The organism is Streptomyces sp. NPDC007164, assembly GCF_040634135.1.
In the GTDB taxonomy this organism is placed as follows: Bacteria; Actinomycetota; Actinomycetes; order Streptomycetales; family Streptomycetaceae; genus Streptomyces; species Streptomyces sanglieri.
On sequence record NZ_JBEYFB010000011.1, the window covers coordinates 24,986 to 46,561 of the forward strand.

Genomic DNA, 21,576 nt, shown 5'->3' on the forward strand with positions numbered 1-21,576 from the left:
ACGGCTCGCTCGCGATGCTCGCAATGAAAGGGCTGCAATGACGCAGACGTTCCCCGGCGCCGCCGCACGGCGCGGTGTGCTGTCCATCGACGAGGGCACCACGGGCACCCGGGCCGGAGTCGTCCTCGACTCCGGCGCCGCGCACGAGGTGTTCTACCGGTCGATCAAGGTCGGCCATCCGGACGACCTGTCGGTCGAGCAGGACCCGATGGAGATCTGGACCGCCACCGTCGAGGTGGCGCGCCGGGCCGTCGGCCGGGCCCGTGAGGAGGGCATCACGATCACCGCGGTGGCGCTGTCCACCCAGCGGGCCACCGCGATGCTGTGGGACCGGGTGACCGGGCGGCCGCTGCTGCCCGCGGTGGTGTGGCAGGACCGGCGGTACGCGGCCGACCTCACCTCGTACGAGGCGGAGTGGGACACCGCCCTGCTGGCCCGCCAGGGCCGGCCGGTCGGCGCCCGCGCACCGTTCCTCTGGGCCGCCCGGCAGATCGCCGCGCACCCGGAGGTGGCCGCCGCGCACCGGGAGGGCCGGCTGCTCTTCGGCACCGTCGACACCTGGCTGATCTGGCGCCTCACCGGCGGTGCCGTGCACGCCACGACGCCGACGAACGCCGCCTCCACCGGTGGCTATCTGCTCCAGCGGCACGCCTGGGACGAGGAGTGGATCGGCCACCTCGGCTTCCCCCTCGACCTGCTCCCGGAGCTCCGCTCCGACGACGCCGGTTTCGGCACCACCGACCCGGCCGCCCTCGGCATCGCCGTCCCGCTGGCCGCCTCCATGGGCGACCAGCACGCCGCACTCGTCGCGCTCGGCGGTCTCGCCGCCGGGCAGGGCATGTGCGTCTACGGGACCGGCGCCTTCGTCGACGCGGCGACCGGCACCACGCCCGCCCTGCCCCGGCCGGACATCTCCGGGGTGCTCGCCCAGCCCGGCCGGCGGCAGGGCGACATCAGCCACTACAGCCTGGAGGCGTACACCTCCACGGCGGGTTCGGCGCTGAACTGGCTCTGCGACGACCTGGGCCTGTTCGCATCGCCGAAGGAGCTCGGTGAGGAGGCGGGCCGGGTCCCCACCCGGCCGGGCCGCACCCCGCGTTTCGTCCCGGCACTCGCCGGGGTCCGTACGCCGGTCTGGCACCCGGAGGCCACCGCCGCCCTCACCGGGCTCACCCTCGCCACCACCCGAGCCGATCTCGCCCGCGCCGTGCTCGACGGGATCGCGCACTCGGTGTGCGACCTGATCGACGGCGTCGCCGACACCATGGGCACTCCGTTCACCCGGCTCCGGGTCGGCGGCGGGGTCTCCGGCAGCGACCCGCTCATGCAGACCCAGGCCGACCTGACCGGCCTGCCGCTGGAGCGGGTCTCCGACTCCGCGACCGCCAGTCTGCGGGGCACCGCCTATCTCGCGGGTGTCGCGCAGGGCCTGTGGTCCTCGCTCGAAGAGGTCGTCGAGGCCCAGCCGCTCGGCCGGATCTTCGAACCCGCGATCACCGCGGCCGAACGCGCCGCCCAGCGGTCCGCCTGGCGCGACGTGCTCATCGCCCACCTGAACGACCCCGCGCTGCTCCCCCTGCGGGCCCCCGAACCTCACACCCCCCACTGACGGCCCCCGACCGTCACCCGGCGGCCGGTACCGACCACGCGGCCGCCGCACCGAAACACCAGGAGTTGATGTTGTGATCACCATGCCCGCCCGGAAGCCGCGGCGCAGCGCCGCGGCGACCCGCCGAACGCCCCTGCTGCTCGACCGGGCAGCCCTCAAGCGCCGGCTGGCCGACGACACGTACGACGTGCTCGTCATCGGCGGCGGCATCACCGGGGCGTACGCCGTGCTCGACGCGGCCTCGCGCGGGCTGCGCGCGGCGCTGATCGAGAAGGACGACTTCGCCTCCGGTACGTCGTCGAAGTCCTCGAAGATGGTGCACGGCGGCCTGCGCTACATCGAGCAGGGCAACGTCAACCTGGTCCGCCACTCGCTCCTGGAGCGGCACCGCTTCCGCAAGAACGCCCCGCACCTGGTGCACCGGCTGCCGTTCCTCTTCCCGATCCTGGAGAAGGAGGGCATCTTCGACGCCCGCCTGGCCAAGGGTTTCGAGGGTCTGCTGTGGACGTACGACCTGGTCGGCGGCTGGCGGATCGGGAAGCTGCACCAGCGGCTCACCGTTCCCGAGGTCCTCGCGCAGGCGCCGACGCTGCGTGCGGAGAACCTCAAGGGCGGGCTGATGTACTTCGACGCCCGCACCGACGACGCCCGGCTCGTGCTGACCATCGTCCGGACCGCCGCCGCGCTCGGCGCGACGATCCTCAACGGGGCCAGGGCCGAGGGTCTGCTGATGCAGATGGGCAAGGTGTCCGGCGCCCGGGTCTCGGCGGACGGCGACAGCTTCGACATCCGGGCGCGGGCCGTCGTCAACGCCACCGGCGTATGGACCGACGAGCTCGACGCGAAGGCGGACGACGGTCACAAGCCGCAGGTCCGCCCCGCCAAGGGCGTCCACATCGTGGTGCCGTGGGACAAGGTGCGGATCAACTGCACGGTCACCGTGCCGATCCCCGGCCGGGCCCGCCGCGCGACCTGCACCCGCTGGGGCAACAGCGTCGTGCTCGGCACCACCGACGAGGACTACCGGGGCTCCCCCGACGATGTGCACTGCACCCGCCAGGAGATGGACTTCCTGCTGGAGGGCGCCAACACCGCCTTCGAGGGGAAGCTCACCCCGGACGACGTGGTCGGCTCCATCGGCGGTCTGCGCCCGCTGGTCGGCGGCAAGGAGGGTGCCACGCTCGACATGCGCCGCGACCACCACATCACCGTGGGCCGCACCGGCATGGTGACGGTGACCGGCGGCAAGCTCACCACCAGCCGGCACATGGGCGAACTCGTCATCGACAAGGTGATGACGGTCCTCGGCCGCAGGGCGAAGAGCCGCACCTCCGATCTGCCGCTGCTCGGCGGCGCCGGTTACGACGCCGAGGCCGTCGCGGCCTCCGGCGGCATCGCCGCCCACCTCGGCGAGCGCTTCGGCACCGAGGCCCGCTTCGTCGGCGACCTGATCCAGGACGACCCGGCGCTGGCCGAGCCGATCGTCGCGGGACTCCCGTACACCAGGGCGGAGGTCGTGTACGCGGCCCGCGCCGAACTGGCCCGCTCGGTCGACGACGTGCTCTCGCGCCGGATGCGCGCCCGGCTGTTCGCCCGGGACGCGTCCGCCGACGCGGCCCAGGCCGTCGGCGCGATCCTCGGCCGGGAACTGAACCTCACCCAGGCCGAGGTGGAGCGTTCGGTCTCCGAGTACCTCGCAGCCGTCCGTCACGAAAAGTCCGTACTCCTCGAAGGGGCAGCAGCATGATCAGCCGTCAGACCATCACCCACCCGTTCAACCGGGGCAACTACACGATCGGTGCCCCCAGCTTCGCCAAGTGGGCGCAGAACACCCCGATCGGGGACGGCGAGGCCGCCCTCCAGGTCGACCCGGTCGAGGTACCCGAGACCGTGATCGAGGCGCTGCGCGAGGCCGCGCACGCGGTGCACACCGCCCGCGAGGAGGTCGTCACCCGGACCCGTGACTGGTGGGCCGGCTCGATGATCGGCGAGACCGAGGGCCGTCCCGCGACGCCGCACGCCGTGATCGTCGAGGCGGCCGACGCCGACCAGGTCGCGGCCGTGCTGCGGATCTGCCACGAGGCGGGCGTCCCGGTCACCCCGTCGGCCGGCCGCTCCAACGTCACGGGCGCGGCGCTGCCCGTCTTCGGCGGCGTCGTCCTGGACGTCTGCGGGCTGAACGGGATCACCGGCTTCGACGCCGAGTCCAACGTCGTGGACGTCCAGGCCGGCATGTTCGGCGACCTCTTCGAGAAGCAGCTCCAGGAGGAGTACGGCGTCACCACCGGCCACTGGCCGTCCGCGTTCGCCGTGTCCACGGTCGGCGGCTGGATCGCCTGCCGCGGCGCCGGTCAGCTCTCCACCCGGTACGGCAAGATCGAGGACATGGTCGTCGGCGTGGACGTCGTGCACGCGGACGGCACGCGTGCCACCTACGGCGACTACGCCCGTGCCGCGGTCGGCCCGGACCTGCGCCAGCTGTTCGTCGGTTCCGAGGGCACCCTCGGTGTCATCGTCTCGGCCCGGCTGCGGGTCCACCCGCTGCCGGAGTACGCCGACGCCGTCGCGTACGGCTTCAAGACCTTCGCCGAGGGCCTGGACGCCTGCCGCCGGATCATGCAGCGCGGCGCCACCCCGGCCGTGCTGCGGCTGTACGACGCCCTGGAGTCGGGCACCCACTTCGGTCACCCGGAGACCAACCTGCTGCTCGTCGCCGACGAGGGCGACCCGGCCGTCGTCGACGCGTCGATCAAGGTGGCCAGGGAGGTCTGCGAGTCGTACGGACCCGAGCTGGACAGCAAGGCGGTCTTCGAGCGCTGGCTGGACGAGCGGATGCTGGTCGGCAAGTCCGCCGACGGTTTCAAGCCCGGTCCCGGCTTCGTCGCCGACACCCTGGAGATGGCCGCGTCCTGGACCGATCTGCCGGTGATCTACGACGAGGTGGTCGCCGCGATCCAGTCGGTGCCCGGCACGCTGGCCGCGTCGGCGCACCAGTCCCACGCGTACACCGACGGCGCCTGCGTCTACTTCTCGCTGCGCGGCGACGTGGCACCGGAGTCGCGCCGCGACTGGTACCGCTCGGTGTGGGACGCCGCCAACGCCGTGCTGATCGAGCACGCGGCGGCGCTCAGCCACCACCACGGCTGCGGGCTGCTGCGCGGCCCCTACCTGGAGGAATCCCTCGGGGCGGGCTTCGCGACGTTCGTCGCGGTGAAGAAGGCCCTGGACCCGGCCGGCATTCTCAACCCTGGCAAACTGGGCCTTCCCAGCCGATTCGGTACGTCTCCGCTGAACTGACGCCGGGCCGTGTGACGACACGGCCCGGACCTCAGCAGCCACGAACCCCTTCCCCAGGCAGGCCCTTGCCATGAGCCCTTCCCCCTCCCGGTCCGGTGCCGCGCTCGACCCCCGGCTCACCGCGGCGTTCGCCGAGGTGCCGGTCGTCGCGTCGGTCGTCGGCACCCAGCCGCTGCGGCAGTTCCTGACCGCACCGGCCAAGGTGTGCATCCTCGCCTCGTTCGCCGTGGGGCAGTTGCCCCAGGTCGTACCGGCGCTGGGCCGGGCGGGGAAGACCGTGTTCGTGAACGTGGACAGCAGCCCCGGTCTGGCTCAGGACCGGGGCGCGCTGGAGTTCATCAAGAACATGGGCGCGCACGGCGTGGTCAGCACCCGGCTCTCCCTCATAGAGAAGGGCCGCCCGCTGGGCCTGCTGACGATGATGAAGGTGTTCGTCACCGACCGGTCCAATCTGCGCCGCTCCACGGACGCGATCTCGCGCGGGGCGCCGGACCTGGTCGAGATCATGCCCGCCCCGATCATCGCCCGGATGAGCGCGCAGGCACAGCGCGCGATGTCCCCATCGGTGGCCGCCGGCTTCGTGGAGACCCCCGCGGACGTGGCGCTCGCGCTGGCCCTCGGCTCGGCCGCGGCCGCCACGTCCGACCCCCGCCTCTGGCACCTGCGCCGCGACCAGCTGCCGCCGGTCCCGCCCGGCGCCCTCAAGAGGCCCGCCCCACCCCAGGAGTAACCCCCATGACATACGTGGTCGTAGCCCGCTACCGCACCAAGGAGGGCGAGGAGAACACCGTTCTCCCGCTGCTCGACACGATGGCCGCCGCCTCCCGCGAGGAGCCCGGCAATCTCGCCTACCGGGTCCACCAGGGCACCGAGGACCCGCGCGCGATCGTGCTGTACGAGGAGTACACCTCCGAGGCCGACTTCACCGAGCACTGCGCCACCCCGCACTTCCAGGAGATCGTGCTCGGCAGGGTCGTCCCGCTGCTGGAGAGCCGCGACGTGCTGCGCTGCGCCCCGCGTCCGGAGGCGGTCGCGTGAAGACCCGTGCGGTGGTGCTGCGCGGGACGTCGACGGCCCGTCCGTATTCCGAGTCCCGTCCGGTCGAGGTGGAGGAGCTGGAGCTGGGCGCCCCGCGCGAGGGCGAGGTGCTGGTACGCATCGCGGCCGCATCGCTCTGCCACTCGGACCTCTCGGTGGTCAACGGCGACCGGGTCCGTCCGCTGCCGATGGCGCTGGGTCACGAGGCGGTGGGCGTGGTCCAGGACACCGGGCCCGGCGTCGGCCGGGTCTCCCCCGGTGACCACGTGGCGCTGGTCTTCGTACCGAGCTGCGGCTTCTGCGGCGACTGCGCGGCTGGCCGCCCGGCCCTGTGCGCACAGGCCGCGGCGGCGAACGGTTCGGGTGCGCTGCTGCACGGCCCGTCGCTGCTGACCGACGCCTCCGGTGCCCCGGTCCACCACCAGCTGGGCGTCTCGGCGTTCTCCGAACACGCGGTGCTGGCCCAGGAGTCGGTGGTCCCGATCCCCAAGGACATCCCGTTCGCCGTCGCCTCGATGTTCGGCTGCGCGGTCCTGACGGGCGCGGGCGCGGTCATCAACACGGCGGCCCTGCGTCCGGGGCAGTCGACGGTGGTCTACGGCCTGGGCGGGGTGGGCCTGTCCGCGGTGCTCGGCGCCCGTGCGGCCGGCGCGTATCCGATCATCGCGGTCGATCCGGTCCGGGAGAAGCGCGAGCTGGCGCTCCGGCTGGGTGCCTCCCATGCGTACGCCCCCGACGACGCGGTGCGGCAGATCCGCGAACTCACCTCCGGCGGAGCCGAGTTGGCGGTAGAGGCGGTGGGCAGCCCCAAGGTCATGGCCGAGTGCCTGAGCGCGGTGGCCCGGGGCGGCAGGGTCGTCTCGGTGGGCCTGCCCGCTCCCGACCGGGTGCTGGAGGTACCGGCCCTGGCGTTCGCGGGCGAGGGCAAGTCCCTGCTGGGCTCGTACATGGGCGACGCGGTGCCGCGCCGCGACATCCCGAGGTTCCTGGAGCTGTGGCGGGCGGGCCTGATGCCGGTGGAGCTGATGCACACCGGCACGCTGCCGCTGTCCGACATCAACGCGGCGATGGAGGAGCTGGCCTCCGGCCGGGCGATCCGTCAAGTCATCGACACCTCGGGCCTGCTGAACGCCTGACGCCCGGGTCCTGCCACGGCACCGGGCATGCGGCACGCCCGGCGCGCGGGCCGGGCCACGGCGGGCGGGCCGGGCCACGGCGGGCGGGCCGGGCCACGGCGGGCGGCGCCCCTGCTCTTCCGAGGGGCGCCGCCGGCTGTCGGCCGCCCGCCGTCAGCCGCCGGCCCCTTCCGTGTCCGGTGCGCCGGCGGGCGTGAAGTGCAGGGTGATACTGCGCCGGCAGATGCGCCATCCGTGCTCTCCGCGCACGATCACGTCCTCGTAGGTCACGCTTCCGGACTCGCCGTCCGCGCCGACACCGATCCCCTTGGACCGCGCGTGGACCCGGCCGTCCCCGGCCTCGGTGAGGACGATGTTGCTGACATGGTGGCCGACGGGGGCGCCCGGCTTGCCCGCACGTGCCCGCGCCATGTCCCGGAAGGCGGCCAGCCCGCGCAGCTCTCCGTGCCCGAGGTTCGAGGTTTCGTAGACGATGTCGTCGGTGAACAGCTCGTCCAACCGGTCCAGTTCGTCGTTGTCGACCAAGTGTCCGTGCAGAGCGAGCAGTTCGGAGATGTCCAGCCGGTCCTCGACACTGAGCGTCATCGCCGGTCCTTTCGTGGGGTCTCGCGATGGTGCGGCCGTTATACGGGGAGAGGGTCCCGGTCCACGTGGCACAGCACCGGTCGGACACCGTCCCGGCCCGGCGAGTTCATTCCGCTGGAGCAACCGCGCGGCGGCCGTAACGGAGCAGCGCGACCCCGTTGCCGAACTCCCGGGTCTCCCGTCAGACGGAGTGCGGTTCGGTTCGCCGAGGCCGGAAGGAGGGGTTTGCCCCGGCCGATGAGGACCGGATGGACGTAGATGCGGTACTCGTCGACCAGGTCGAGCCGCATGAAGGTCGCGGCGAGATCGGCGCCCCCGAGACACACGTCCCCGCCGGGCTGCGCCTTCAGGGCCCTGATCTCCTCCGCGTCGACCTCCCGTCTGATCGTGGTGTTCCGGTCGGCCCGCTCCAGGGTCCGGGAGAACACGGTCCTGGGCATGTCCCGCCAGATGCCGGCGAACTCCGCCTCGGGGCCGGTGACCGCCGGATCGGAGTCGGCGGCCGGCCAGTGGTCCGCCATGAGCTGATGGGTCACCCGGCCGTCCAGGATGCCGCCCATGGCCCTGAGATCGTCATTGAAGTGACGGTGCAGTTCGTCGTTGACCAGGTGCCGGTCGAGCTCGCGGTCCGGCCCCTCCATGAAGCCGTCGAGGGACACCGACATCATCAGGATGACCTTCCGCATCGTGATCCTCTCCCGCCGGAGGCGTTGTGCCACACGGTTGCCCGGCGCCCCGGCAGTTGACGCCTCCGCCACGCGCCCGGCAACGAGTGACACGCTTCGCGGGCGCGGTCCGCGCCAGGACCGGCATACGGTGATACCCGGGAGGAAAGAGGTCCCGGACGAAAGAGATCCCGGAGAAAGGATGTTCCGAGTGAGAGTCGGTACGGCCCGATCGGCCGCGGTCCAGTGGGTCACCGAGCACGCCCGGCCCGATCCCGGTTTCCGTGGCGCCTTCTTCAGCGGCTCCACGGTGGGCCTGCCGGAGGACGCCGAACTCTCCCCGTACTCGGACGTGGACGTGGTGGTCGTCACCGCCGCACCGGGCCCGCCGGCCGGGCCCGGCAAGTTCCGCTTCCGGGGCGCGCTGCTGGAGGTCAGCCATCTGGCGTGGGACGAACTCGCCTCGGCGGACGGGGTGCTCTCCTCGTACCACCTGGCGGGCGGCTTCCGCCGGGACACGGTCGTCGACGACCCCACGGGCCGGCTGCGCGAGCTACGGGCGGACGTGTCGCGCCGGTTCGCCGAGCGGGGCTGGGTGCGCCGCAGATGCCTGGACGCCGAACGCCGGATCGAGACCCGCCTCGCCGCCTTCGACACCGCCGCGCCGTTCCACGAACAGGTGACCTCGTGGCTGTTTCCCACCGGGGTCACCACCCATGTCCTGCTGGTCGCCGCGCTGCGCAACCCCACGGTCCGGCTCCGCTACCCGGCGGCCCGCGAAGTCCTCGACACCTACGGGCAGGCGCGGCTGTACCCGGAGTTGCTGGAGCTCCTGGGGTGCGCACGGCTGTCGGCCACCAGGACGGGGCACCACCTGGACGAACTGGCCCGCACGTTCGACGCCGCGGCGGAGGTCGCCCGTACGCCGTTCTTCTTCAGCGGCGACATCACCGCCGGGGCCCGGCCGGTCGCCATCGATGGCAGCCGGCATCTCATCGAGCGGGGCGACCACCGCGAGGCGGTGTTCTGGATCATCGCGACCTTCGCGCGATGTCACACCGTACTGTCCGCGGACGCCCCCGAACTGCACCGGGCACGCCTCCCGGCCTTCCTGGAGGCGGTCGCCGACCTCGGCATCACATCCACCGACGACCTGCTCCGCCGGGGCGAGGCGGTCATCGGCTTCCTCCCCGAGCTCCGGCGGACCGCCGGAGCGATCCTGGCGGCCAACACCGGCATCACCGGCTGACGCGGGCGACGGACGAGAGGCCGTGGGGCCGTGGGGCCGTGGGGAGCGGCAAGGGCGGCGAGCGGATCAGTAGTGGCCGGTCCGGCCGTCCAGGAGTTCCCTGATCGCGTCCAGGTGGCCCGCGTGCCGGGCGGTCTCCTCGATCATGTGGAACATGATCCAGCGCAGGCTCGCGCCCGACGCCTCGAAGTCCGGGTGCCGGCCCACGTCGTCGAGCGACCGTCCCGCGAAGATCTCGTTCGACACCGCGACCTGCCGGTCGTAGTCGTCGAGGAGCTTCGCGAGCGGAACGCCCTCGACCCTCATGTCGGAGTCCTCCGGCTCGTCGAACGCCGGCCCCACGGCCGGACGGCCCAGCAGGACGACCTCGAACCAGAGGTGCTCGGCCCAGCGAAGGTGTGACATGACACCCGCCATCGTCATGAGCGGCGACGACGGCAGAACGGCGCGGTGCGCGTCCGCCTCCGAAAGCTCCTCGCACTTCCAGCGGGCCGTCGCGCGTTGTGTGTCGAGCCACCCGACGAGCTGGCCGCGCTCGTCCGCTTCGAAGTCCGGGCGCATGCGGGAGGGGTACGAGGAGGGTGACATGGGCGCCGACGCTACCCGAGCCGATGTCACACCTCACATCACCCGGCGGCGGATGCGGCCGCCGAACGCCACCTCCCTCCGGTCCTGTCGCCCTGATACCTTGGCCGCCATGTTCCTCTCCCGTGCGTAGGACCCCGTACCGACCGCACCCCCGCTTCCGGCCGGGTGCGGCACTTCGGTGTCCCCGCATGCCCGCAGCGCCCTCTGCCGCGCTGCCCTCACGAGGAACGAATCCATGCTTTCCCCATCACCCGTGCCTGCGCGCACGCCTTCGTACGCCGCAGTCCTGCGCACCCGTCATGCCGCCCGCACCTTCGGTGCCGCTCTGCTGGGGCGGCTCTCGTACGGGATGATCTCGCTCTCGCTGATGCTGGCGGTGAACGCGAGCACCGGCTCGTACTCCGTCGCCGGTACCGTCATGGCGCTCTACGGGGCGACCAGTGTTTTCCTCTCCCCCACTCGTGCCGCGCTGATCGACCGCTACGGGCCGCGCCGGGCCCTGCCGCCGATGGCCGGGGTCTACGCGGTGCTGCTGGCCGCCCTCGCGTACGCCACCTGGCGGCCGGGGGCCCCGGTGTTCCTGCTCGGGGCGTTGGTCTCCGCTGCGGGAGCCTTCACACCACCGCTGGGGCCGGTGATGCGGACCCTGTGGAGCGGTCTCGTCGCCGACCGGGACCTGTTGCGGCGCGCCTACAGCCTGGACGGTGTAGCCGAGGAACTCCTGTTCGTCAGCGGTCCGTTGCTGGTGGGAGTGGTGGTGGGGTGCGCCCCGCCCGCGGCCGGGATCGCGATCAGCGCCGGGCTGATCTTCGTGGGCACGATGGCGTTGGTGTCCTCACCGGCGGTGCGCGGCACGCACGCCGCTCCGCCGGACGGCACGGCGGACGACAAGGCGCACGACAAGGCGGCCGGGCGGGATGAGGCGCCGGCCGGGCAACGGCTGCTCGGCATCGTCGAACTGCGGCACGCGGTGTTGGTGACGGCGGCCGTGGGGCTGTGCCTGGGGGGCCTGGACCTGCTGGTGGTGGCGTTCACCGAGCAGCGCCATCAGGGCGCGGGGGCGGTGTCGTGGGTACTCGCCGCGCTCTCGGCCGGAAGCGCGGTCGGGGGGATCGCCTACGGCGCCGTCTCCTGGCGGGCGTCGAACCGGGTCAGGCTGCCGCTGCTGGCCGCCGGGCTGGGCGTCGCCGTGGTCGGAGCGGGGCTGTCGCCCGGTGTGTACGTGCTGGCCGCGCTCGCCGCGCTGGCCGGGCTGTTCATCGCGCCCGCGCTCACCACCGCGTATCTCATCGCGGACGAGTCGGTGGGCGCGGGCAGCCGCACCCAGGCGGGTGCCTGGGTGAACACCGCGGTCAACGCCGGGTCGTCGGCGGGCGCCGCGGCGGTGGGCCTGCTGGTGGACCGCCTGCCGCCGGGCGTCTGTTTCGCGCTCGCTGCGGTACCCGCCCTGTTGTGCGCGGCAGTTGTGGCGCGGGGGGGCGGTCAGGCGTTCGTGACCGTGGAGGCGGGCACACCGGGTTCTTCCGGTGTGCTCCAGTCCTCCCAGACCGCGGCCAGTTCCGCCTCGATCGCGGGTGCCACCGTGTCCAGCAGCCGTATCTGCGCCCCCGGCCCCGCCAGGTCCATGCGGTACGGGTGGGGCCGGACGCCCGGGTCGGTGCCCAGTGCGGTGACGGAGCCGATGATGCGGTTGGGGCCCAGGATGCCGGGGAGTTCCCGCATGTCCGGGTCCCTGAGGTCCAGGTCCTCGACCAGCAGCTCGCCGCCGTCGTAGGTGGCGTGCGTCGTCGCCCGGACACCGCCGCCCCGCTCGCCGGAGCGCCCCAGGACCAGGGTGTCGCGCCACAACATCCGTGCCCCGGCCGCCAGTGCGACCGTCATCGAGCGCTCGACCGTGGCGCCCGTGGAGATCACGAACGGCCGGGCGTCCCAGAACAGTTCACCGCCCTCCGCGATGTCGACCCGGGCCCGCCAGCTCGACGTGCCGCCGCGATGGTCGTACGCGACCAGGCCGGACGGTTCGACGAGCTCCAGCCGGGCGCCGGGGCCGACCGAGATGTCCAGCAGCAGATCGTCGCCCGCGAGCAGGCCCGCCCGGGTACCGACCAGGGCGATCCGCAGCCGGTCGGGGGACGGCAGCAGGGGGCGGGGCGCGAGGAAGGCGCCCGGGCGCAGTTCGCGGGCGATGTGGCGGCCCGAACCGTCGCGCTCCACTGCGACGACCGTGGGGCCGGTGGAACCGGCGTCGGGATCGGCGTCGGGATCGGCGTCGGGATCGGCGTCGGGATCGGCAGTTGTGAACGTCACGAGTGGTCGTGGCTGTGGCTGTGCGGAGCCATCGGGCCCGGGTCGGTGGGGACGTGGGTTCCGGAGCGGTGACGTACGAGCAACTCCCGTACCCAGTCGGCGAGTTCGGACACCGATGCCGGGTCGTGCCTGGACAGCGCGAGGACCGGCAGGCCGTCGCGGGCCCGCGACGCGTCGGCGACCATCGCCGCCACGTCGACCTCCACATGGGGCGCGAGGTCGGTCTTGTTGATGATCAGGAGGTCGGCGCCGGTGATGCCGGGGCCGCCCTTGCGGGCGACATCGCCGCCGCCCGCGACGTCGATGCAGAAGAGCTGGGCGTCGGCGAGGGCCGGGCTGAAGGTGGCGGTGAGGTTGTCGCCGCCGCTCTCGACGAGCACCAGGTCGAGCGGTCCGTACGCCTCCTCCAGATCCTCGACCGCGTCGAGGTTGGCGCTGACATCGTCCCGGATCGCGGTGTGCGGGCAGGCGCCCGTCTCGACGGCCCTGATGCGCTCGGTGGGCAGAACACCGGCCGAGCGGAGGAACCGGGCGTCCTCGTCGGTGTAGATGTCGTTGGTGACGACGGCCATGGCGAGTTCACCGGCCAGCTCACGGCAGAGGGTGGCGAGGATCGAGCTCTTGCCGGTGCCGACCGGGCCGGCCACACCGAGGCGCAGGGCGCGCGGCGGGTGGTCGTGCGGAAGGTGCGGGGTGTTGTGGTCGATGTGCCGGTCGGGCGTGGTGTCCGGGTGCCGGTCGGGCGTGGTGTCGCGCGTGGTGTCGGGGTGCCGGTCGGGCGTGGTGTCGAGGTACTGGTCAGGCAAGGAACAGTCTCCGTTCTCGTTGTGCGTGTTCGAGCGCCCACTGTTCGGTGAGCGGGGGCGTACGGGCGGGCAGTGCGGCCGGGGTCCGTACCGCGAGGGCCTCGGCCACCGCGGCCGCCGCGTGCGGCTCGGCGTCGAGGATCCAGGCGACCGAGTCCAGCGGGTCGCCGGGCAGCAGCTTGAGCGCCGCGGAGGTGATGGTCTGCAGTTCGTCGTAGACGACGCCCCGCGCCAGCTCCTCCTCCGTCACCCGCAGGACGGCCCCGAGTGCGCCGAGGGCCACCGGCCGCAGCGGGCGGGCGCCGATCCCGGCCAGGGCGGTGACCGCCGGGTGACCGGGATCGAGCCTGCGCGCAAGGCGCCGCACACCGCGGCCGAGCGTCGCCGATGCCTCGCGCAGGGGCGCGGCAGGGGTCCGGGCGCCGAGGGCCTGTTGCACGGGGCCGTAGTCCACCGGCTCCCGTCCGGCGGCCCGCAGGGCGAGTACCGCGGCGGCCGCCTCGGTGATGGCCGCGGTGTGCAGCCGGGCCCGCAGCAGGGCGGGTATCCGGTCACGGGTGAGGCCTGCCGCGACGGCCGGTTCGAGTCCCGCGCTGTAGGTGTACGCGCCGACCGGGAGCCGTCCGTCGCCGAGCAGCAAGGATGCCAGGCCCGCCATCAGAACATGGAGTACCGCTGGGCCAGCGGCAGTTCGGTGGCGGGTGCGGGCTCCACGAGCTCTCCGTCGATCCGGATGGCGAAGGTCTCCGGGTCGACGTCGATGTCGGGGAGCGCCGTATTGTTCGGCAGGTCTGCCTTGGTGAGGTGGCGGGTGGGGCGTACGGCGACCAACTCCCGTACCAGACCGAGTCGTTCGGCCAGTCCGTCGTCCAGGGCGGCCGGGGCAACGAAGCTGACCGAGAGATGCGGGGCGGCCTCGGCGGCGGCGGTGGGTCGCATGAGGACGGGCTGGGTGGTGGGGATCGCGGCGTTGGCATCGCCGAGCGGCGCGTACACCACCATGCCGCCCTTGATGACGGCGGCGGGACGGATGCCGAAGAAGGCGGGGTCCCAGAGCACCAGGTCGGCGAGCTTGCCCGGTTCGACGGAGCCGACGACATGGTCGATGCCGTGGGCGACCGCCGGGCAGATCGTGTACTTGGCGACGTAGCGGCGGGCGCGTTCGTTGTCGGCGGGCAGTTCGCTGCCGCGGTCGCCGAAGCGCTGCTTCATCACATGCGCGACCTGCCAGGTGCGGCAGATGACCTCGCCGATGCGGCCCATGGCCTGGGCGTCCGAGGAGGTGATGGAGAGTGCGCCGATGTCGTGCAGGACGTCCTCGGCGGCGATGGTGGTGGCGCGGATGCGGGACTCGGCGAAGGCCAGGTCCTCGGGGACGCGCGGGTTGAGGTGGTGGCAGACCATCAGCATGTCGAGGTGTTCGGCGACGGTGTTGACGGTGTGCGGGAGTGTGGGGTTGGTGGACGCCGGGAGGATGTTGGGGTGGGAGGCGACGGTGATGATGTCGGGTGCGTGGCCGCCGCCGGCGCCCTCGGCGTGGAAGACGTGGATGCCGCGTCCGGCGATCGCGTCGAGGGTTCCTTCGACGTAGCCAGCCTCGTTGAGGCTGTCGGCGTGCAGGGCGACCTGGAGGCCATGCGCGTCGGCGGCCTTCAGTGCCGCGTCGATGGCGGCGGGGGTGGCGCCCCAGTCCTCGTGGACCTTGTAGCCGCCGGCCCCGCCGAGCGCCGCCTCGCGCAGGGCCTCCTCGCCGACGGTGGAACCCTTGGCGAAGAGCATGACGTTGAGCGGGACGCGGTCCAGGGACCGGTGCATCATCGCGAGGTTCCAGGCGCCCGGGGTGACGGTGGTGGCCTTGGAACCTTCGGTGGCGCCGGTGCCGCCGCCGATGACGGTGGTGGTGCCGGTGGCGAGGGCCTCGTGCAGGGTCTGAGGCATGAGGAAGTGGACGTGGGTGTCGACGGCTCCGGCGGTGAGGATGCGGCCCTCGCCGGAGACCACGTCGGTGCCGGGTCCGATGACCAGGTCGGGGTGGACGCCGTCGCTGATGTCGGGGTTTCCGGAGCGGCCGAGCGCGACGATGCGGCCGGCCCGGACGCCCACGTCGGTCTTGACGATGCCCCAGTGGTCGAGGACGACGACATTGGTGATCACGAGGTCGAGGGCGCCGTCGGCGCGGGCGGCGGTGGACTGGGCCATGGATTCACGGATGGACTTGCCGCCGCCGAACACGGCCTCGTCGCCGCCGAAGCAGCGGTCCTCCTCGACCTCGATCCAGAGGTCGGTGTCGGCGAGGCGGACGCGGTCGCCGGTGGTGGGGCCGTAGAGCGACGCGTAGGCGGCGCGGGTCATTCGTGCCATGTCACATGCCATCCGTTCGGGCGGCGCGGGTGAGTTGCGCCATGTCACATGCCATCCGTTCGGGCGGCGCGGGTGCCCGGAACGACGATGCCGGGCACCCTGCGGCGGCCTCCCAGCTCGACGAGGGTGACCTCGGCGCCCACTCCGGGCTCGAAACGCAGAGAAGTACCGGAAGGAATGTCGAGCCGGAATCCTTCGGTCGCGGACCGGTCGAAATAAAGTGCCGGATTTGCGTCGGGGAAATGCAGGTGTGAGCCGATCTGAATGGGGCGATCGCCGTCATTCACCACGGTCACATGCAATTGAGTACGAGTGTCATTGATTTTCAGTTCACCGGACCCGGTCCGGATCTCACCGGGGATCACGGGATCGGCGAGGTGATCGTGACGAGCTTGCGCCCGTCAGGGAAGGTCGCCTCGACCTGGACGTCATGCAGCATCTCGGGGACACCTTCCAGCACGTCAGCGCGGGTGAGGACATTCCGTCCCGCGGTCATCAGGTCGCTGACGCGGGCACCCTCGCGGGCGCGTTCCACGGCCCAGCAGGAGAGCAGCGCGACAGCCTCGGGGTAGTTGAGCCGAACGCCACGATCCCGCCTGTCACGAGCGACCATTCCGGCGACGCTCAGCAGCAATTTCTCCGTGTCGGACGGAGTGAGAAACATTGGGAAACCTCCATGGCGGCAGTCCCCGGAATTCCCGGAATCGCCCTGGCCACGTTCCTCTTATAAGCCTCCCGACCGCGCCGTGGCAACTTGCACCGCTCCGCGATAAGTCCCTTTCTGCCCTTATCGCCCACCATATACGGGCAAAGTAGACAAATTTTGTCCATCAAGAAACAGTAAAGAGAGGCGGCCGCACAGCCCCGGCGTGGGGTGTGCGGCCGCCTCAAGAGCAGAGCTCAGCAGGTCACTTCAGGCCGAAGGCCCGGATGATCTCCTGGTCGACGCCCAGCCCGTCGGCCGCCTCGGCGTGCGCCTTCAGCGAGACGAACGCGCCGGCCTTCTTCGGGGTCTTGAACCGGGCGGTCCAGGAACCGGCCACGTCCTTGTGGAGCTGCACCGCCTCCCAGGTCTTCCCGTCGTCGTAGCTGACCGACAGCGAGGCCCCGGAGGCCTTCACCGCACCGTCCAGCCACTCCTGCGTACCAGAGGAGAGCCCGACCTCGGTCCACTTGCCGGCCTTGACGTCACCGGCCAGGTCGGTGTCGACCCGGTAGTCCAGCTGGAGCATCGGGATGTCGGCCTGGAACGGGCCGTTCTCGTCCATGGCACCCGAGACGAAGTTCCACTCCGTGTGAGTACGGGTCGACGTCCGCCACTGGTCGCCGTCGCGGGCGGAGTCGAGCACGAAGCGGTACGGCAGCTTCTCGGCCGAGACGTCCCATGCGAAGCCGGCCCGGCCCGCGACCTTCTTGATCAGGGTGTCGCCCTGGTAGAAGGCCGTGGTGGTGGTGTCGTACTCGTCCTGCGGCATGGCGCCCGTGTGGCCCGCGCCCGAGTCCGTCCACGGGGTGAAGTTGAACTGGATGTCGTTGTAGACGGAACGGAACGGGCCCCAGTAGCCGGTGCCGAGACGAGGCCGGGTGATCGGCGCGAACCATTGGGCCGGGTAGGTGCGGCCCGCCGTGTAGTCCAGCTCGCCACTGCGCATCTCCTGCGCGAAACCGCTCTCGTCGGCGTTCAGGACCGAGTGGTTCTCGTACCAGAAGGAGGCACCCGGCAGCGGGGTGACCCACTCGTCGCGGGTGCCGGGGAACTTCTCGTACTCCTCGAAGCCGATCCCCGGTCCGTAGTCCGGGATGTCGTAGCGGTAGCCGCCGCCGAGCACGCTCTTGTGGCCGTAGAAGGTGTTCTTCACCTTCGCCAGCTGACGGGCCGACGGGGTGTACGCCAGCGAGCGGTCCGGGACGACGCCGTCGTGGCGGTCGACCAGGTCGTACACGTAGCGGGCGAACCTGCGCTGCTCGATCGTCACCTTCGAGCCGTGCCGGGCCGACTCGATCAACTTCTCGCCCGCGAGGCGCTGGACCGAGGCGACCGGGACGGCGGTCTCGGTGCCGTAGGGGGCGTACGTCTCCATCGCGACGCCGTCGCCGTCGTTGACGACGAAGAGCGCCTTGGCGCCGGCGGCCACCGCGTTCGCGGCCCGGTCCTCGGGGGCGACCGCGTCGCTGCGGCGGACGACGACCGCCTTGCCCTTGACGTTCAGGCCCTTGTAGTCGGCCGCCGCGCCGTTGCCCGCGAAGACGGCGGTGAGCTTCTGCGTACCGCTCTCCGCGACCGGCGAACCGCCCTGCACGGCCACCGGGACATCACGGCCGCCGGCCGTCAGATCGATCAGCTTCTCGCCCTGCCGCCAGCGGGTCAGGAACGAGAAGCTGCCCTGGGTGACCTTCTTGGTGGGGCTCGCCCACAGCTGGTCGTACGTCAGCGGGATCTGGTACGCGTCGCGCTGGACGGTGCCGTCCGGTGCGGTACGTGCCATGTCATAGCGCAGCTGCCGGGTCTCGGTCTCCTTGGGCGTCCGCACGCTCACCTTGCGGGCCTTGGAGGCGTCGAGCGTGACCGTGGACGCCTTGTCCAGGATGATCTCGGGCGCCGCGAGGAAGGCGAGGGCCTTGGAGTCCGCGCGGTCACCGGCGATGTCGGCGGCCGTCCACGCGGTGTAGTTGCCCGGCGGGAGCCGGAGCGTGGTCTCGCCCGACACCTGGGCCGGCATCAGCTGGGGGTCGCCGAGAGCGCCGAGGACGACGAAGCCGTCCATCGGCTTGCCGCCCCGGTCGCGGAGCTGGAGCTTCAGGTCGTACAGCTCCTGCTCCTTGTTCAGGGCGAAGCCGGTGTGGGCGACGGTGGTGCCCGCCGCGTCCTTGGCGAGGACCTGGCCGGAGAACTGGGTGTTGTTCGCGACCTTCGACGGGTCCAGCGAGAGCACGGCCTCGGCGGTGGAGCCGGCCGGGACGGTGAGCTGCTTCGCCGAGAGGGTGTAGGCGTCGGCGTCCGTGTCCGTCGCCAGGTCGAGCGTGATGTCCTTCGTACCCGTGTTGCGGTACGTGACGGTCCGCTCGGCGACCGGGTCGGACGGGGAGTGCGGCCAGTCGTAGGAGGCGACCGGGACGGATCCGGTGGCCTCGATCGTGGTGTCGACCGCCGCCTTCACATCGAGCCGGCCGGTGCCCTGCTCGTACGGGGTGTACTGGGCCAGCTGCTTGGACGAGCTCATCAGCGCGTCCTTGATCCGCTGACCGGACCAGTCGGGGTGACGCTGCTTCAGGATCGCGGCCGCGCCCGCGACGTGCGGGGTCGCCATCGACGTACCGGACATCGACTGGTACATGCCTTCGATGCCCGGGACCGACTGGGAGGCGGCCGCGTTGATGTCCACGCCCGGTGCGGAGAGGTCGGGCTTGAGACCGTACGACCTGACCAGCGGGCCCATCGAGGAGAAGTCCGCGCGGTTGTCCTGCTTGTCGACGGCGGCGATGGTGAGCGCCTTCTGCGCCGAGCCGGGCGAGCCGATGGTGCCCGCGCCGTAGGCGTTGCCCGCGGCGATCACGAACAGCGGACCGCCATCGGCGGAAAGGGCGTCGACGGCCTGGGACATGGGGTCGGAGCCGTCGTCCGGGACGCTGGAGCCGAGGCTCATGGAGACGACGTCGGCGCCCTCGGCCTTCGCCCACTCCATGGCCTCGATGATGCCGGAGTCGGCACCGGAGCCCTCGTCGCTGAGCACCTTGCCGACGATCAGGCCGGCGCCCGGGGCGACGCCCTTGTTGACGCCCTCGGAGGCCGCGCCGGAGCCCGCGATCGTGGAGGCGACGTGGGTGCCGTGGCCGTTGCGGTCGACGACCTCCTCGCCCGGCACGAAGCTCCTGGTCTCCAGGATGCGGTCCTTGACGTCCGGGTGCGTCGCGTCGATGCCGGTGTCCAGGACGGCGACCTTGGAGCCCTTGCCGTCGTACCCCTCGGCCCAGGCCTGCGGGGCGTTGACCTGCGGCACGGAGTCCTTGAGCGCCGCCTCGGCCCGGCCGTCGAGCCAGAGCTTGGTGATGCCGCCGTCCAGCGAACGGGACGCGGGGGCGGTGGCTATGCCGTTCCAGAAGGTGCGGGCGGTGTCCTTGTCCGCCTTCAGCGCGGCGCCGTGGATGCTTTCGAGGGTACGGACCTTCTCGGCACCCCGCGGGGCGGCGGGCAGTGAACGGCCCTTGCCCTCCGGGTAGGTGGCGATCAACGGGATGCCGCCCGACCGCTTGTCGTCGTACCCCATCTTCGCGAGCGCGGAGACGTTGAACAGCCTGCGGTCCAGTTTCCCGGCCGCGAGCAGCGCGGTGGCCTCGTCGGGCAGTACGTAGATGTCGTCGCCGGCCTGCTGGACGTGCACCCCGCCGACCGCGCTGTCGGGGCGGTCCACGGTGACGGTGTCCTGCTTGCCTGCGCCGTCGGTGTAGTGCACGACATCGCCCGTGAGCAGGGTGATGTCGTACTCCTGGACGGAGGGGACATGGCGGTCGGCGGGCCGGGGCGTGTCCGCGCCCGCGGCGGAGGCGGCGCCGGCCGCGGGAACCAGAGCGCCGCTCATGAGGGCGACCGTGGTCGCCAGCAGCAGCGCTCTGCGCCCGGTACGGGCGGATCTCGCCCGGCCGGAGGCGGAGGAAGGTGAAGGAGTCATGCTGCTGATCTACCGGCAAAACCATGGCTACGGCTGAGTTAGCACCTGGCGTGAAACCGCCGTGGCGGCAACCCGCCCTGAGCGGCCGGGTTCCGGGGGTTGGTTCAGGCCACGGAAGTGATCACTCCGGCGGGCGGCGGGCCGGCCTCGTGATGGATCGGGGTGTGCGCGCCCTTGAGCGGTACGCCACTGCCGCCGCGCCGGTCGGCGACGATTTCCGCGGCGATCGACAGCGCAGTCTCCTCAGGGGTGCGTGCTCCGAGATCGAGGCCGATCGGAGAGTGCAGCCTGGCCAGTTCCAGCTCCGTGACTCCGATGTCGCGCAGCCGGTCGTTGCGCTCCAGATGGGTGCGGCGCGACCCCATCGCCCCGACATAGGCGACCGGCAGCTTCAACGCCAGTTCCAGCAGCGGGACATCGAACTTGGCGTCGTGGGTGAGGACGCACAGGACGGTGCGCGCGTCGACCTCGGTCGCCGAGAGATATCGGTGCGGCCAGTCGACGACCAGTTCGTCGGCCTCGGGGAAGCGGGCCTTCGTGGCGAAGACCGGACGGGCGTCGCACAATGTCACGTGGTACCCGAGGAATTTGCCCGCCCGGACCAGCGCCGAGGCGAAGTCGATGGCCCCGAAGACGATCATCCGGGGCGGCGGGACGCTCGATTCGACGAGCAGGGTGATCGGCCGGCCGCAGCGCGAGCCGTCGGTGCCGATGGTGACGGGGCCGGTGCGGCCGGCGTCCAGCATGGCGCGGGCGTCGGCCGCGGCGGTGCGGTCCAGCTCCGGATGACCGCCGAGCCCGCCCTCGTACGAGCCGTCGGAACGGACGAGCAGGGGGCGGCCGAGGAGTTCGGCCGGCCCGTCGGTGATCCTGGCGAGCGCCGCCGCCGTCCCCCGGGCGGCGGCGGCGAGCGCGGCGGCGAACACCACCCGAGCGGGGTCGTCCGCACCGACCGGTGTCACCAGGATGTCGATGACGCCGCCACAGGTCAGTCCGACCGCGAAGGCGTCCTCGTCGCTGTAGCCGAACCGTTCGCGCACCGCGGCGCCGTCGGTCAGCGCCCGCTCGCACAGTTCGTAGACCGCGCCCTCCACACATCCGCCGGAGACCGATCCGATCGCCGTGCCGTCGCGGTCGACGGCGAGCGCGGCTCCGGGCTGCCGGGGCGCGCTGCCGCCGACCGCCACGACGGTGGCCACGGCGAATTCGCGTCCCTGCTCGACCCACCGGTTGAGCTCCTCGGCGATGTCCAGCATGGCGTTTCTCCT

Annotated in this window: 17 protein-coding genes and 2 pseudogenes; 8 read left to right on the plus strand and 11 right to left on the minus strand. The window is 71.9% G+C overall.

Features of this window, described 5'->3' with window-relative positions; all coding sequences use genetic code 11:
- Nucleotides 1-37 precede the first annotated feature (37 nt).
- The 6 genes from ABZ622_RS16690 (at nt 38) to ABZ622_RS16715 (ending at nt 7,080) form a co-directional block, all read left to right on the plus strand.
- Nucleotides 38-1,609: an FGGY family carbohydrate kinase gene (locus ABZ622_RS16690; protein WP_360543697.1), complete on the plus strand. Its 1,572-nt coding sequence runs from the start codon at nt 38-40 to the stop codon at nt 1,607-1,609.
- A 73-nt stretch (nt 1,610-1,682) separates the two neighbouring features.
- A complete protein-coding gene (locus ABZ622_RS16695; RefSeq protein ID WP_360543699.1) occupies nt 1,683-3,356 on the plus strand; it encodes a glycerol-3-phosphate dehydrogenase/oxidase in 1,674 nt (557 codons plus the stop codon).
- Complete coding sequence (locus tag ABZ622_RS16700; protein ID WP_360543701.1) at nt 3,353-4,906, plus strand: FAD-binding oxidoreductase; 1,554 nt, start codon at nt 3,353-3,355, stop codon at nt 4,904-4,906. Before ABZ622_RS16695 ends, ABZ622_RS16700 begins: the two co-directional genes overlap by 4 nt.
- Nucleotides 4,907-4,976: 70 nt before the next feature.
- On the plus strand, nt 4,977-5,636 hold the full coding sequence (locus tag ABZ622_RS16705; RefSeq protein ID WP_360543703.1) for a glycerol-3-phosphate responsive antiterminator: 660 nt from the start codon (nt 4,977-4,979) through the stop codon (nt 5,634-5,636).
- A gap of 5 nt (nt 5,637-5,641) precedes the next feature.
- Nucleotides 5,642-5,944 (plus strand): putative quinol monooxygenase, encoded by a 303-nt coding sequence (locus ABZ622_RS16710; RefSeq protein ID WP_360543705.1) that lies wholly within the window; start codon nt 5,642-5,644, stop codon nt 5,942-5,944.
- Nucleotides 5,941-7,080, plus strand: a complete 1,140-nt coding sequence (locus ABZ622_RS16715; RefSeq protein ID WP_360543707.1) for a zinc-binding dehydrogenase — start codon at nt 5,941-5,943, stop codon at nt 7,078-7,080. Before ABZ622_RS16710 ends, ABZ622_RS16715 begins: the two co-directional genes overlap by 4 nt.
- A gap of 153 nt (nt 7,081-7,233) precedes the next feature.
- Here ABZ622_RS16715 and ABZ622_RS16720 read toward each other — a convergent pair whose 3' ends face one another.
- On the minus strand, nt 7,234-7,665 hold the full coding sequence (locus ABZ622_RS16720) for a nuclear transport factor 2 family protein (RefSeq protein ID WP_360543709.1): 432 nt from the start codon (nt 7,663-7,665) through the stop codon (nt 7,234-7,236).
- A gap of 106 nt (nt 7,666-7,771) precedes the next feature.
- Nucleotides 7,772-8,351, minus strand: a pseudogene (locus ABZ622_RS16725) (dihydrofolate reductase family protein).
- Between the two features lie 181 nt (nt 8,352-8,532).
- On the opposite strand from ABZ622_RS16725, the gene ABZ622_RS16730 reads away from it, so the two are divergent.
- Nucleotides 8,533-9,579, plus strand: a complete 1,047-nt coding sequence (locus ABZ622_RS16730; protein ID WP_360543711.1) for a hypothetical protein — start codon at nt 8,533-8,535, stop codon at nt 9,577-9,579.
- A gap of 66 nt (nt 9,580-9,645) precedes the next feature.
- Here ABZ622_RS16730 and ABZ622_RS16735 read toward each other — a convergent pair whose 3' ends face one another.
- On the minus strand, nt 9,646-10,167 hold the full coding sequence (locus ABZ622_RS16735) for a DinB family protein (protein ID WP_360543713.1): 522 nt from the start codon (nt 10,165-10,167) through the stop codon (nt 9,646-9,648).
- A 235-nt stretch (nt 10,168-10,402) separates the two neighbouring features.
- On the opposite strand from ABZ622_RS16735, the pseudogene ABZ622_RS16740 reads away from it, so the two are divergent.
- Nucleotides 10,403-11,629, plus strand: a pseudogene (locus ABZ622_RS16740) (MFS transporter); the annotation flags it as partial.
- 20 nt (nt 11,630-11,649) lie between these two features.
- Here the strand turns inward: ABZ622_RS16740 and ABZ622_RS16745 are convergent.
- The 8 genes from ABZ622_RS16745 to ABZ622_RS16780 form a co-directional block, all read right to left on the minus strand.
- The gene (locus ABZ622_RS16745; RefSeq protein WP_360543964.1) at nt 11,650-12,381 is read right to left on the minus strand and encodes an urease accessory protein UreD; all 732 of its coding nucleotides are present in this window, start codon (nt 12,379-12,381) and stop codon (nt 11,650-11,652) included.
- An 89-nt stretch (nt 12,382-12,470) separates the two neighbouring features.
- Nucleotides 12,471-13,181 carry an urease accessory protein UreG gene (gene ureG, locus ABZ622_RS16750; RefSeq protein WP_360543966.1) on the minus strand — a complete coding sequence of 237 codons (711 nt, stop codon included), beginning with the start codon at nt 13,179-13,181 and terminating at the stop codon, nt 12,471-12,473.
- A 91-nt stretch (nt 13,182-13,272) separates the two neighbouring features.
- Complete coding sequence (locus ABZ622_RS16755) at nt 13,273-13,938, minus strand: urease accessory UreF family protein (protein ID WP_360543715.1); 666 nt, start codon at nt 13,936-13,938, stop codon at nt 13,273-13,275.
- Nucleotides 13,938-15,641, minus strand: coding sequence for an urease subunit alpha (locus ABZ622_RS16760; protein ID WP_360543717.1), 1,704 nt, complete (start codon nt 15,639-15,641; stop codon nt 13,938-13,940). Before ABZ622_RS16760 ends, ABZ622_RS16755 begins: the two co-directional genes overlap by 1 nt.
- Before the next feature lie 44 nt (nt 15,642-15,685).
- Nucleotides 15,686-16,006, minus strand: coding sequence for an urease subunit beta (gene ureB / locus ABZ622_RS16765; RefSeq protein ID WP_360543719.1), 321 nt, complete (start codon nt 16,004-16,006; stop codon nt 15,686-15,688).
- Nucleotides 16,003-16,305, minus strand: a complete 303-nt coding sequence (locus tag ABZ622_RS16770) for an urease subunit gamma (protein ID WP_360543721.1) — start codon at nt 16,303-16,305, stop codon at nt 16,003-16,005. Before ABZ622_RS16770 ends, ureB begins: the two co-directional genes overlap by 4 nt.
- A 244-nt stretch (nt 16,306-16,549) precedes the next feature.
- Nucleotides 16,550-20,308, minus strand: coding sequence for a S8 family serine peptidase (locus ABZ622_RS16775; RefSeq protein ID WP_360543723.1), 3,759 nt, complete (start codon nt 20,306-20,308; stop codon nt 16,550-16,552).
- 104 nt (nt 20,309-20,412) lie between these two features.
- Nucleotides 20,413-21,564, minus strand: coding sequence for an XdhC/CoxI family protein (locus tag ABZ622_RS16780; RefSeq protein ID WP_360543725.1), 1,152 nt, complete (start codon nt 21,562-21,564; stop codon nt 20,413-20,415).
- Between the last annotated feature and the right edge of the window lie 12 nt (nt 21,565-21,576).

Coding starts and splice junctions, on each gene's coding strand:
- ABZ622_RS16760 (WP_360543717.1), bottom strand. CDS start 15,641: ATGGCACGAATGACCCGCGCCGCCTACGCGTCGCTCTACGGCCCCACC.
- ABZ622_RS16730 (WP_360543711.1), top strand. CDS start 8,533: ATGTTCCGAGTGAGAGTCGGTACGGCCCGATCGGCCGCGGTCCAGTGG.
- ABZ622_RS16705 (WP_360543703.1), top strand. CDS start 4,977: ATGAGCCCTTCCCCCTCCCGGTCCGGTGCCGCGCTCGACCCCCGGCTC.
- ABZ622_RS16710 (WP_360543705.1), top strand. CDS start 5,642: ATGACATACGTGGTCGTAGCCCGCTACCGCACCAAGGAGGGCGAGGAG.
- ABZ622_RS16700 (WP_360543701.1), top strand. CDS start 3,353: ATGATCAGCCGTCAGACCATCACCCACCCGTTCAACCGGGGCAACTAC.
- ABZ622_RS16770 (WP_360543721.1), bottom strand. CDS start 16,305: ATGTTTCTCACTCCGTCCGACACGGAGAAATTGCTGCTGAGCGTCGCC.
- ABZ622_RS16720 (WP_360543709.1), bottom strand. CDS start 7,665: ATGACGCTCAGTGTCGAGGACCGGCTGGACATCTCCGAACTGCTCGCT.
- ABZ622_RS16775 (WP_360543723.1), bottom strand. CDS start 20,308: ATGACTCCTTCACCTTCCTCCGCCTCCGGCCGGGCGAGATCCGCCCGT.
- ABZ622_RS16735 (WP_360543713.1), bottom strand. CDS start 10,167: ATGTCACCCTCCTCGTACCCCTCCCGCATGCGCCCGGACTTCGAAGCG.
- ABZ622_RS16755 (WP_360543715.1), bottom strand. CDS start 13,938: ATGGCGGGCCTGGCATCCTTGCTGCTCGGCGACGGACGGCTCCCGGTC.
- ABZ622_RS16690 (WP_360543697.1), top strand. CDS start 38: ATGACGCAGACGTTCCCCGGCGCCGCCGCACGGCGCGGTGTGCTGTCC.
- ABZ622_RS16780 (WP_360543725.1), bottom strand. CDS start 21,564: ATGCTGGACATCGCCGAGGAGCTCAACCGGTGGGTCGAGCAGGGACGC.